At 61.6% G+C, this 12441-nt stretch carries 9 protein-coding genes and 1 pseudogene; 3 read left to right on the plus strand and 7 right to left on the minus strand.

The genetic code is table 11. The features are described 5' to 3' along the window. Window positions 1-100 precede the first annotated feature (100 nt). The 3 genes and pseudogenes from ACZ50N_RS27515 to ACZ50N_RS27525 form a co-directional block, all read left to right on the plus strand. Window positions 101-239, plus strand: a pseudogene (locus ACZ50N_RS27515) (IS256 family transposase); the annotation flags it as partial. Window positions 240-269: 30 nt separating this feature from the next. Next, window positions 270-836 carry a TIR domain-containing protein gene (locus tag ACZ50N_RS27520; RefSeq protein ID WP_407939210.1) on the plus strand — a complete coding sequence of 189 codons (567 nt, stop codon included), beginning with the start codon at window positions 270-272 and terminating at the stop codon, window positions 834-836. Beyond that, window positions 836-1858 (plus strand): HIT family protein, encoded by a 1023-nt coding sequence (locus ACZ50N_RS27525; RefSeq protein ID WP_082164298.1) that lies wholly within the window; start codon window positions 836-838, stop codon window positions 1856-1858. The genes ACZ50N_RS27520 and ACZ50N_RS27525 overlap by 1 nt, the downstream gene beginning before the upstream one ends. Before the next feature lie 227 nt (window positions 1859-2085). Here the strand turns inward: ACZ50N_RS27525 and ACZ50N_RS27530 are convergent, their stop codons facing one another. The 7 genes from ACZ50N_RS27530 to ACZ50N_RS27560 form a co-directional block, all read right to left on the minus strand. Further along, a complete protein-coding gene (locus ACZ50N_RS27530; RefSeq protein ID WP_275092588.1) occupies window positions 2086-4692 on the minus strand; it encodes a GIY-YIG nuclease family protein in 2607 nt (868 codons plus the stop codon). Next, the gene (locus tag ACZ50N_RS27535) at window positions 4689-6299 is read right to left on the minus strand and encodes an Eco57I restriction-modification methylase domain-containing protein (RefSeq protein ID WP_275092589.1); all 1611 of its coding nucleotides are present in this window, start codon (window positions 6297-6299) and stop codon (window positions 4689-4691) included. Before ACZ50N_RS27535 ends, ACZ50N_RS27530 begins: the two co-directional genes overlap by 4 nt. After that, entirely contained in the window at window positions 6296-6988 is a 693-nt protein-coding gene (locus ACZ50N_RS27540; RefSeq protein WP_275092590.1) for a type III restriction endonuclease subunit M, read from the minus strand. Before ACZ50N_RS27540 ends, ACZ50N_RS27535 begins: the two co-directional genes overlap by 4 nt. Before the next feature lie 62 nt (window positions 6989-7050). Beyond that, the gene (locus ACZ50N_RS27545) at window positions 7051-7617 is read right to left on the minus strand and encodes a DUF6262 family protein (protein WP_048424522.1); all 567 of its coding nucleotides are present in this window, start codon (window positions 7615-7617) and stop codon (window positions 7051-7053) included. Then, window positions 7614-9941, minus strand: a complete 2328-nt coding sequence (locus ACZ50N_RS27550; RefSeq protein ID WP_432806133.1) for a tyrosine-type recombinase/integrase — start codon at window positions 9939-9941, stop codon at window positions 7614-7616. The genes ACZ50N_RS27545 and ACZ50N_RS27550 overlap by 4 nt, the downstream gene beginning before the upstream one ends. Beyond that, on the minus strand, window positions 9938-11095 hold the full coding sequence (locus ACZ50N_RS27555) for a tyrosine-type recombinase/integrase (protein ID WP_234935565.1): 1158 nt from the start codon (window positions 11093-11095) through the stop codon (window positions 9938-9940). Before ACZ50N_RS27555 ends, ACZ50N_RS27550 begins: the two co-directional genes overlap by 4 nt. Next, window positions 10990-11703 carry a DEAD/DEAH box helicase family protein gene (locus tag ACZ50N_RS27560; RefSeq protein ID WP_275092592.1) on the minus strand — a complete coding sequence of 238 codons (714 nt, stop codon included), beginning with the start codon at window positions 11701-11703 and terminating at the stop codon, window positions 10990-10992. Before ACZ50N_RS27560 ends, ACZ50N_RS27555 begins: the two co-directional genes overlap by 106 nt. Window positions 11704-12441: the final 738 nt, after the last annotated feature.

Raw genomic sequence — 12441 nt, forward strand, 5'->3', positions numbered from 1 at the left:
CACGACGCGGGTACGGCGTAACTACCCGATTAGATCGGACCGCTGGCTTGCTAGGGTATTGACCGACATGGTGCCAGTCGAGCCGATCTCCCACCGGCTCCGTGACCTGGCCGGCAGCGACTAACGTCTACCTGTGGGTCAACGGAATCCACCCCAAAGTTCGACTGGAGCAGAAAACGCCGTGTTTGCTGGTGATGACGGGAGCGCGTGCCGACCACCGCAAGGGGCTGGTCGAGCTCGCCTGCGCATCCGAAAAGTTGATCTTCGATATGACACCAAGTGACTGTCGGAGCCGGCCGGTACCCTCAACCGCGGCCAGAAAGGGTCCGCATCACGGCAGGAGTTTGGCATTGGGTACACGGACGGTGTTCTATTCGTTCCACTACGACCGTGACGTTCACCGCGTCCAGCTGGTGAGGAATATCGGCGCCGTAGACGGAAGCCCCGCTCTCGGATCGCAAGAGTGGGAAACCGTCCGGCGCAACAGCCGGCAGGCGGTAGTCAGCTGGATCGACAAGCAGATGGCGTACAAGCGAGCTGTGGTCGTCCTTATCGGACAGCAGACTGCGAACCGCCCCTGGGTCAAGTACGAGATCGAGAAGGCATGGAACAACAAGAAGCCCCTCGTCGGCGTTCACATCCACGGGCTGTCATCTATGGGGCTCACCGACACCAAGGGGGCTAACCCGTTCGACGCAGTCGCTGGCGTCACGAGCGTGCCGGTCTTCGACCCCACCAAGCATGACTATCTAGGCCGGATCGACACCAAGGCCACCTACGCCTACCTCGCTGCCAACTTGCCTAGCTGGGTGGACCAGGCGAGAGCACGCGCGTAGTGCCTCCAGCGGAATGCCCGTTCTGCGAGATCGTCGACCGCAGCGATCCTGACGTGCGCGAGGTATACCGCGACGCGAATGTGGTCGCCTTCTTCCCGACCGACCCCGCAGTACTAGGCCACACACTGGTGATCCCGCGTCGCCACGTTCCGGATATCTGGAGCTTGCGCACCGAGGAGGCCGCGCAGCTCTCCGCGGCCGTCCTACGACTCGCTGAAGCGATTCGGGCGGCGGTCGTCCCCGAGGGCTTCAACATCATCCAGTCCAACGGAGCGGCCGCTACACAGACGGTTTCCCACCTACACGTCCATCTCGTCCCTAGGAACGATGCGGACGCGATGGGGCCTATCTGGCCGCAAGAGACGGACTATTCCGAGGACCGCAAGGACGATGTGCTCAACCGGGTCAAATCGGCGGTGTCTTCTCTCAAACCCGTCGAGCCGGAGGTGTCACCGGAGGACCGACGCAAGCACCTCGACTACATCCAAGCTGTGGTGACTCGACAGTCGGCGGCCTCAGCGTCCGCGAAGGGGTGGCTGCTTCCTGTTGTCACTGCACTTTTCGGGTTCGCACTCACCCAGCACGTGTGGCTGCTCGCCCTGCTGGGAATGTTCTTGATTGCCGTGTTCGCCTACATCGACGCGAATTACCTCCGCAGCGAGAAGGCTTACCGCGCTCTTTACAACGCGGTAAGCCGCTCCGAACGCATGGTTCCGCGATTCACGCTCGACCCAACGGACGCCCACGAGCCGCAATGCGGCGATGCGCCTGCCGCAGCGAAATGGAAGGTGTTGCGCGACAAGTACCTCCCCCCTCGGGAGGTGTGGACGTCGTGGTCGATCGCCCCTTTTTACAGCGCAATGCTGTTACTCGGTGTCGGAGTGGCCGTCACCGCAGCGTTCACTGCCGATAAGGCTGCGATACCTTTACCGCACGGACCCACGATGACCACGACCGTGGTGAGCACAGTGCCGGCGTCCCCCGCACCTGTACCCGCTCAACCGAAGTCGCCGCCGCCGTGAGAATCGCCGATCTTGCCTTTCGTGGGCAGATACAGCATCGACGAATTGAAGCCGCGGATTCCCGCTACGTACAGCGAGAACGTCTCCGGTTCACGGACCTTTAGCCGGTCACGTAACGACATTCTCAGTATTCGCCAAAATTATTGCTGGGCAGTTGGTTACGCCAACTATCGACGAGCGAAGCGTCGTTGATCTGATCGCGGCGAGTTCGCTAGTCGGGCATCGCGTCATCCAGCAGCATCTTCTTCGGCGACGCGCTCCAGGACGTCCTCGATCGTCTCGTGCGGCTGCATGACGGTGTCCCAGAGCCCTATCGGGCGCTCTTCGCGCGCAACGTTGGGATTGTCGGCGTATTCGAGGCTGGAGTCCTCGAAGGCTTTGAACTGGTAGATGGCGGCGTTCATGTGAATCGGATTGAACACCCCGATCTGGTTGAGCAGCTTGAAGTCCTCGACGCTCAGGCCGGTGACCCGCTCGAACAACAGGCCGTCCACGCCGAGGATGATGTCCTTGAGTGCCTGCTCCCGGACCTGGGTGACGTACATGAACACCGGGATCTTGGCGAGCAGCTTCTGAAGCTTCTCGCGGATCTCCTTGCGGCGCTTGGCGGTCTCGGACTGCTCCCGTTTCTGTTCACGGTTGAGCTTGCCGTCGTCGCTTTCCCGTTTGGCCTTCTTAAGCAGCTTCGAGGAGGTGACGACCTGCTCCGCGGTCTGCGCCAGGTTGCGGAAATCCTCGATCCGGCCGAGGGCCTCCAGCAGATCGGGGTGGTCGAGCAGCTTGGTGAGGGTCTGCTCGTTGATGTTGACCAGCAGGGGCGAGTTCCACCGCTGCGCGAGCGCGGTCGCGCCGATGCCGGTGGTGGCCCAGTTCAGCACGTCGGCGGCGTCGAGTTCGGTCATCATGCCGCCAGCGAAGGCGAAGATTGGCAGATAGTTCAGCAGCTGGCCGATAGCTTCCTGCGGTGTCGTATCCCCGAGGGCGCCCAACCGCATGCCGTACTCGCCGACCAGGGTCAGGGCCCGGTTCGGATCGAACTCGAAGACGTACACCGGGTCCTTGAGCACCTCCACGGTGCCGTCCGGGAGGCGCTTTGACCACGGCGACTGCACCCGGAACGCGGCCTGGAAATAGGTTTCCGGGGACCTAAGCGAGCGCAGCATGAGGATCGCGCCCCATTCGCGCACCGTCACCCCGGTCATCAGCTTGCCGCAAGTCAGGGTGATCGACCCAGTGCCGGTCTTGGCAGCACGGTTGATGGCGTCGGTCACAGGGGGCTTGGCCTCCTTCCCCATTCCGACCCCGCTGCCGGCGGCCACCACGACCTCGAAAGTAGAGAAATACGGGTGCTTCTGCAGGGCGTCGCGCATGGCGAAGCACGCGGCCACGTCGTTGAGATACCAGACCGAATGCGTGATGGCGCGTGCAAACACCGGCGCCTGGTAGGGGAACGGCGGCTTCTGCCCGCCGACGATCTGCAGCTTCATCTGCTCGGGCAGCGTCCCGCGCAGCATCTCGAGGAACTCGAACACCCGGTTGGGATCCTCGAACAAATAGGCCCCAGGAGCGGTGGAGGTGGATCTCGGTACGACCTTCTTGGCCCTGAAGTATTCGTTGAGGGAGAAGCCGTCGAATTCCCCGTCGGCAGCCCACCTTTCGGCGTCCCCGCCGATGTCGTAGCTGAAGATCTGCATCCCCGGCAGGTCGATGTAGGGATTGGATTCGGCAGCAATGTCCCAGCGTTCCTTCTCGCGCTGCTCGTCGACGTAGGTCCAGTTGAAGATCTGATCCTCGGTGAACTCACCGTTGGTGATCGCGCGAAACGGGGTTCCCGACAGGTACAGGTAGTGGTGGCTAGACAGACCCAGATCGTCCTCAGTGACCGAGTCGTCGGGCTCCTCGGCCTCGGCGATCTCGGCGTCGGTCGGGTCGTACAGCTCGCGAGCCGAATCGCGCCAGGCTCCAAAGTGATATTCGTCAAGGACGATGACATCCCAGTCGATGAGGTGGATTACCTCGTTGTGCTGCTTGATGTTCCCGTCCGCGGTTCTGCCGCGCATGTCCTGGAACGAGGCGAACCAGACCACCGTCTCGGGGGCGTCGGCCGCGCCGTCGCGGTCCTCCGGCGAGGACTCCCGGTCCACGAATCGCCAGCCCTCGAAATCGACGTGGGTGAGCAGGTCCTCTTTCCACGCGGTCTGGACCACAGGTTTGTAAGTGAGCACCAGGATGCGCTTCCAACCCATTTCACGGGCGAGTTGGTAGGTGGTGAAGGTCTTACCGAAGCGCATCTTGGCATTCCACAGGAACCGCGGGGCGTGGGCGTCTTCGGCGTGTGAGCGGAAGTAACCGGCGGTCTGGGCAACGGCCTCCTCCTGCTCGGGCCGCATTCCGAAGTCCGCGGTGCGGGTGCCGTCATAGGGCTTGCCGTTGCGCACTGCGACGATGGCGGCCTGGACCTCTTCGGGGGTTGCCTCGAACCATTCGGCATCCTTGCGGATCCCTTTAGCGACCAGGGCCCGGTGGACGTCGTGGTCACGGAAGGCGCTGCCATCGTTGCGCCGGGCCTCTATGTCCAGCAGCAGCGTCACCCCTTCAAGGTGCGGGAAAGCGGTGCCAAGCTGCTGCTTGATGCGCTGTAGCACTTCGGCTTTCGTTGTATCGCCGACTTTGATCAGACCCGTTCCGCTGGAGTGGGTGCCGCCGACCGTGCGTTCCCACCGCTGGGCATCCTTACCGGGCAGCGTGTAGGCGTAGATCCGGCGGGCGACACTGCCCGAGCCGACGGTCTCGACCTCTTCCGGCGGCAGCGTCGTCTCCTCGGCGGCGGTCACTCCTCGTCCTCGGAGGTGCCTTCGTCAGCTATTCGATACTTCACGCCGCCAGGGCGGTGGGAAGCGGGGATCGGGGAGTCCAGGGAGAGAATCGGCTCCCGCGGGTGGATGGTTCGGTCGATGTAGTCGCGCTCGTCGTCGGTGAGCCCGAAATTGTTGTACAGATCCTCGTCGGTCCACCGCTGCTTCATATCAAGCATCGGGACGAACTTGAATCTGTCCGGCGTGACGTCCTGGGTAACTTTCCGCTGCAGCACGAGGAAACGCGCGAACTTGCCCGCCAGGTAGTAGGCGAAGTTCGCCGTCTCGTCGGCGGTGTCGAACATCCCGGCGATCAAGTATGTCTGGGTGCACGCCGACCCGGGAGCGACTGCAATCGGCTCGCCCAGAACGTAGGAGACATCACGGCCGTGGCCGTCGCCCGCTTTGGGGATCAATACTTTCCAGCGGTCGATCCATTGGTGGTTACGCTCAATCTGATCGGGCCTGCTGTATCCGACCCGGTTGCTGTAGATCAGTGGGATACCGCCGGGGAAAGGCTCGGGAACGCTTCCCGCATAGTTCGAGAACATATTCAACCCGAAAGGCTTTCGGACCGAGCACACCTCGGCGACGGTTTTGCTCGTCTTCGCCCGAACCTTGTCGACGATGGACATGGCGCGGTTGTCCCGGACGAGAACACCATCACCTGCACGAAGATCACGCACCAGCGTGGAGAGGATCACGCCATCTATCCGCGTGGAGAATTCGCAGTCGCCGTCGTGCTCGCGGTCCCAGAGAAAGTAGGAAACACCGCCTTTGATCTCGACGCCGGGAAAGCAGTCAAACAACTTGGGGTTGTCGACCAACTTGGCGAGGTGACGATCGGCAATCATCTTGTCGCGGAACTCATCGAGCCCCTTGCCGCCGGCGAACCAGCGCGACGGTGTGATCATCAGCAGGTAGCGGGGGTTCATCGAGATGGCCATCTCAACGAATCGGTGGTAAATCGTCGAGGCGGTTGCGCCGTAGCCTTCGGTGGAAAGTTGGTATGGGGGGTTGGTGACGATGATGTCGAACTTCATGTCCTTCATTTCTTTCGTCGGGTACGCGTCGTGGATGAACGAATACGCATGGTTCTCGCGAGCTTCGCGCTCAAGGCTTTCCGGCGCACCGCACACGGTGCAGCGGCCTCGGATGAACCTGTGCGGAGCCGCGACGAAAGGCAAATTCCCGTCCGGGTCGTCGAAACGAACCACCGACAGCTCGCTAGAGGCGTCGCGAGCGCAGTACACGCTGCGCCGCGAAATCATCCCGGTCATCTGGGTGATCGACGTACCGAAAAGCATGTCGCGGTAGATGTGCTTGCGACGCTTGTCGAAGTCGGGTTCCCACTCCTCGAGCCCGGCGAGAAGGCGGGAGGCGATCTCGCGGAGGAACACCCCGGACTTACAGCACGGGTCGAGCCAGCGGTAATTGGGCTCGCTCCACACGTGGGCCGGAAGGATGTCGAGCATCGCACGCGCCACCCTGGGTGGGGTGGGAACCTCGTCGTTGGACAGTTGCGCCAGGCAGTCGAGAATGTCTGGCACATGGTTGCCGAATCGCCGGTGCAGGACCTCTGTCATCGCCTCTTCCCCTTAGCCGCCAACGGCTTCGGATTGGCAGCCAGTTGCGCGTAGTGCACCGGAATCTCGTCACGTTGCGGCTCATCTGGCAGCACATCGAACAGATCGAGCTGCGAGTCCAGCGCCGGCTCCTCCAGGGTTGACCACTTCCGCAAGAAGGTGCCGGCCGCGCCCGGCTGGTAGGAGACCAGTTCGATCACCTGGGCATCGGCGAGGGTGTCGGCGCGCACGATGTTGGTGGTGAGGATTGCGTCGACGGCCGACCAGAATCCGGCGGTTCGGGATGCCGGGTCGCCAATGTGAGTGGCGATGACGGAGCGCATATGCCGGCGGGAGTCGGTCACGTTTTCGGGGTCGATATCGATGCCATAGATCGAGGCCAGACAGCGAAGGATCCGGTGCTCGTACTCCTCGCCGCGATACCGGGCAGGAGCCACCGCTGCCAGTTTGCGGCGCAAGATCTCGACCAGGAAGTTGCCGTGGCCTGCGGCCGGCTCGAGGAAGGTTTTGTCGAGGTTGTCGGGAGCTTCCTCGCTGGGGAACATGTCCGGTACGAGGTCAAGCATCGCGGTGACCTCACGGTGGTGGGTGTAGACCTCGGCGAGATCCCGCACGCGGTTGCGGTTCTTGATCTGCTCCGGGCCGGCTTGAAAAAGCGTAGGGGCAACACCCTCGCTGGTCTCCGTCACCGCTGCCTCACCTCCGTACTGGTCCAGCTTACAAACAAGCAGGTCAAACAGGTCCGATAGTTCTAGTTGATTCCATTGAGGAGCTTGCCGGCTTCTCTCTGGCGCAGATTTCGGACGTTGGACCGAGACGCTTCGAGTCGTCGCTCAGCTTCAGAACGAGCAAGCCGCTCTGCGGCCAGGGCGGCACGCAACGTCTCGTTCTGCTGTCGCAGTTGTTCCCTGTCATCTTCGACCCACGTCCCATCAGGGTCGCGGAGCTGACCGAGCAGGTCGGCAACCGTTCGTGACAACGAACTGTTCTTTTCCCGGAATGTGCGCAATTGCTGCTCGGCGAAGAGCGCTCGCTCGCGCCAGTTCGCTTCCTCGATGGGATCGGATGCGGGGGCGTCATTCAGGGGCGACGCTTTCATGCGGGTCTCTGCCTGCGCGATGAGTTTCCGGGCGTGCTGGTTCTGATAGAGGAAGGTTCGCGAACAGCCCGCCAGGGCGGCGAGATGAGACTTGTCGATCTCAGTCACCTTCTGTTTGAGCAGCCGCTTCAACGCCTGCTCGACACTGGCCACCTTCGTCCGAGAATCCTTCTTGCGAACAGCTATCGCCGCTTGTGGTGGACCGGATCTTTGCGTCATGCAGCCCCCTCGCCTTCTGATTCGATCTGCGGGATTTCGGACGGGTCAGCGGTTGTGGCCCGTACGGTGAGGTCGATGAGGTCCGATGCCCGCCAGCCGCGGTTCCAGATTGGGTCGAAGAAGTCCTGGTACGGGTTACGCAAATCGACGTTCTTCGCCTGCTCTAGGAGCCCCAGGGTCGACAGCGCCTTCTCAAGGCCGGCGATCGCCATCGACGAGTTTTGGAATAGTTGGTATACGTAGGCGCGTGAGGAGTCATCGGGTGCGTTCTCTGCGTAGGTCGCCCACCGTTCCTCCTGGCGCTTCCAGTAGGCATAGTCTGATCCGGTCAGGACGAAGTCCTCGCAATCGTTGCAACGCAGTCCCTTTGGGCAGTCAGCGCCGCCGACCACGGGCTTGAATGTGCAGAGTCCGCCTTCGGTCGGCAGTGCGGCGATGTCGATCAGCTTGCGGTGGATGGTGGCTTCGGTCATCGGGTCCGGCGTCCGGACAAGTTCGCCTGGTGCGCTGCTGCCCGGGCCCTTCACCCACACTTGCTGCAAGTAGGGCTCGATCTTCGACGACGAGATGAGCGTGTAGTGCTCTGACATCCGTTCGGATACATGGCCGAGTATCTGCTTGACCACGACCATGGGGGCGCCGGCATCGACGAGCCGTGTTGCAAGGGTGTGCCGGGCTTGATGACTTACATGCCCAGGCAGCTCGATATCGCTTAGCCATTTCTTAAAGCGGTTCTGGAAGGTCGCAATTGCTATCGCGTTCAGGAAGTTTGGGTTCTGTGAGGCGGTCGGGAATAGTGCGATTTTCTGCGCTGTCTTCGCGGCGGGAGCGGAACCGTGCTTGAGGCGATACCTCTCGGCAGTCTTCTTCTGGCGTTCACGGATGACCAAGAACACGTCATCGGGTATCAGAACGCCGTAGTCGAGCTGGTTTACCTTCGTCATGTCGAACCACGCGTATTTGCGACCTAGGTGCTCACTCACGCAGTCGTAGCGGAGATTGACGACTTCACCGATCCGCCGCCCCACCCGGATCTGAATAAACCAGATGTCCTCGATACCCAGGTCATTGGGGTCTCGAGCGGCAAGCAGTTTCATGTTGGTAGGCGAGATGAGGTGTTCGAACACGTCATCGCTCAGCGGCCTGGGCCGTTTTGAGTGCCGCAGCTTTCCTTCCGGAAAGGCGAGCATGAACTCCCGACGCAATCCGATGGAGTCTGCCACACCGCTGTCCAGGGCGAAGCGCATGAGCCGCCTCAGTCCGTTGAAGGTCAATGACTTGCTGAGTTCTGTGGCGATACTCGGCTGACCATCTACTAGGTAGAGGCCGAGTTGCGGCTCGCTGTTCTGTGCACGGCGAGTTTGATCAGCGACAAAAGCCCTACCGATGTCTTCAGTGAGCTCCGTGGCGTCCGCGCCACCCTGTGGGACCGCCCATTCCAAGTAGGCGCCGAGGGTCACCGAGCAGCGCCTAAGCTGTTCCAACGTCGATTGGGTTCGGGGGCGATCCGGGGAGTCGAAAATCGAGGCAATCAGATCCCAGGTGAGTGTGCGCAGCCAATCCTGGGTAATGACCCTGAGGTCGAACGGTGACCGGCGGTCCTTGAGGCGGAAGCCCCAATGAATTGGATCGATGTAACCCAGCTCACGGCTCTCCGCACGGGTGACATGCACTGGTGCGCAGTGACTCTGCATCACGGCGATCATCACATCGCAGACTTGGCCGTACTTCGGCCAGCGTTTCTGGTGCTTCTTCTTGCCGTGTCCAGGTGGACGCTTCGTGGTGTCGATTTCCATGATCGACGCGACGCATTTTTCTTCAAGGCCTTCAATCAGCGCCCGGAGTACTCTCGGGGGCCATTTTGTTGGTCGTGGTGACGACGCGTTGGCGAAGAGTGCGTACCGGATTTCAGCGGCGGCCAGTGGCGGCAGGCCTGCAAGAGAAACAATGCCACTACCCGAAGTGTCTAGGTGTCCAGGGGCATTGAGAGGGCTGGCTTGTTGGCGCCATTGCGGTTCTGGTATCTCGTTCTGTTCCGCTGTGATCTGTTCGCTCCGGTGTCTGTCGCAGTACACCTTGCTTGCTGCTGTGAGTTGGCAGTCCGGGATGTCGCATAGATATCCGTAGTTCTGATCGCGGCCGTCAAACCTGATTGGTTCGGCGCGAAGGTACTTAGGGAAATTCGTTGCCGCAGTGAGCTCTTCGAATCGCTGTAGTGGGGACAGCTTCATGAATGCATCGATACTAGAGACGAGCGGTAGACGCTCGGCAGCAGGCGCCATAAGTGCCGTGTCGTCGTATGCGAGGTTGCTGGTTGCACTCATGCGCCGTTCCTGCCCCACACACGTTCCAAGGAGTCGCTGACGAGATCACTGGCCGCGAGGTGGAGATAGGTTTCCTCAACGGTCTTTGCGCTCGCCCAACCGCCGGCCTTCGCGGTCAGCGCGGGCATGCCGCTCGCCTCGGTTAACGAAGTCGCCCACGTGTGACGGAAAGAGTGCGGGCGTACCTTTCCCGCCCCTGCCCGTTTTCCGGCCCTCGCCAACATCTGCCTCACCCCGTGGGTTGAAAGCGGCATGCCAATGTCGTTCTGCAACTGCACCAGTACGAGATTGCTCGTCGCTAATCCACGAAGCTGAAAGTATTCTTCGGTCAGATACTCCAAGTAGGTTTCGACCATGGCCGGGCTGGCGTAGCGGACGCTGCCGCCGCGGATAACGCCATCTTCTAGCCGGGCTGGCTGAACACGTTTGGCCCGTGCCCGATTGGGGTTTGAACGCTTGACGATGTGGAAATGAGCGAGCCGCTCTTCACCGCACTCATGGTTGGCCCGCAAGTGCAGATCTGAATGGTGTAATCCGCACAGTTCGCCAACTCGTATGCCGGAGTCGTTCAACCATGTCACGATCATCCGATCGCGGGCCGTGTTGACGCAGTCCATCAGTGCAGTCGTCACACCGTCGGGCATGAGCCGAGGGTGACGTCGCGAAGGTGCCGCCGGCGCAAGCGGATTGGCTTGCACGTCCTGTCCAGAGACGTGGGCGAGGAACTGCTTGTCCTTCAAGGAACGGGTTGGCAACCGGCTCTCAGTGAGTTGGCTTTTCAACCCCCCATTGATCGGCTCACGCGACGTGACATCGAGGTAGTAGCCCTTCAGGACCGCCGCGCGGATTTGCAGCGCCGACGCGCTGAGTGGCCCGTCCAGCCACGGAGATCCCAATGGGCCGGCCTGCTCGGCACCGCACAATGCCATATATCGACGGAGGTCCTCGAGGCTCACTGTTTCCTCAGACGCGTTGACGGCCTTGAGCCACCGGAGGTGATCAACCAGGTGGTAGGCGTACGTGCGCTGGGTCCCTTCGGAAAAGGTCCTCAGCCAGCGGTCGCTGCGAGCATGGATCTTGGCGGTGCCGGCGTCGAATATCGAGAAGCTCTGCGAATGGTCCTTGTGGTTCGCGGCCTGGACGAAGTACTCCAGCGTTCCCGAGTGCATCCACCCCCCTTGACACGTCCAGATTCAGTCACCCTCATCGGGTGTCGTGAACAGTACCTTCGAGGTGTGTGACACAGCCTCATTTCCCCGTGTTGGCGTACGTGTCGCACAGCGTTAGCGCGAGAGGAAAAATCGAACACGGTGACCTCCCACGCCGCCATCCCCTCGGCATGGGCCGCAGCGATGACCGGCAACGACTGATACGTACAAAACACCACCCCGACACCAGACACCTCGTGACGCCATTCAATGAGCTTATGAGGTGACGTCGTGCTGGCAATGGACAGCTCGCCGCTGCGGATGTCCTCGGTGTCGCGTAGGTGCGCTGAACACACCGCCAGCGCGTCGAACACAAACGGCGCCTCACGCCGCCAAGTGCGGTAAGTCTGCTCCAGCAAGCCGAGGGTGGGAAAAACGACCAGCACGGCCGCTGGCCCATCAGGAAGCAGCTTTGCCGCCGCGTGGGCGGCCATCAAAGTCTTCCCCGTGCCACATGCGGCGACAACAAGGGCACGCTCCTCGTCGACGTCGATCGCTGTCACCGCGTCGCGCTGGTAAGGGCGCAGGCGCAAGCGGCTGCTACGCGCGGCCATACTCGCAAGTCCTTGTCAACTGTAAGTAGCTGCCTCGTCGGCTCTTTGGCAACAGTGAGAGTCTGCTACGTGTCCTGATACCACTGGCGCATCTGCTGGTTTGGCACCTGCGCCATCTACGATAGCTGGCCGGGAAGCTGTTGCGCAGCGTCCACGTCTCCAAATGCGCATGGACGCTGACCACCGCCGAGGTCATCACGCTCAGCCACAGACCAGCCGCCGCACCCGGATCTCCCCGCGGTGATGTCGATGAACGGGCCGGACGGGAAGGGTGCGCTGGGTGGGCTGCTCTGCGCCTGTCGGTGTCACCTGCGAATCACCTTCGGTTGGTCGGCACTCCTATTTCGGATTACCGATACGTTCCTAGTCGGGGCTGGCCCGATAGCGTCCCCACTCGGTACGTAACTCCCGCGACATTCCAACGGCTACGGCACCGCACAAAACGCCAAGCGCCGCCCGCAGGACACCCGGCTCGCCCGCGAACCAGTGGCCACCCACCGACGACCATGCACCCCACGCGAAAAGCGCCGTGCCGAACAGACACGTTAACGCCTTATAGAGGTGGATGTTCGGCAACGAGAACCCGCCCTGGCCATCACGAACCCTCGGCTTCTTCGCCTTCATATGTTCATCCTCTCAGGAGCCACCGACACGTGCGCTTTGCCGCTTTGCCCCGTGCCAGACGCTGGGTGTCGGCGCAGCCGGGGCTGCGACCGACAAAGACCACCATTGACGCCG

Source organism: Mycolicibacterium obuense, assembly GCF_055397605.1.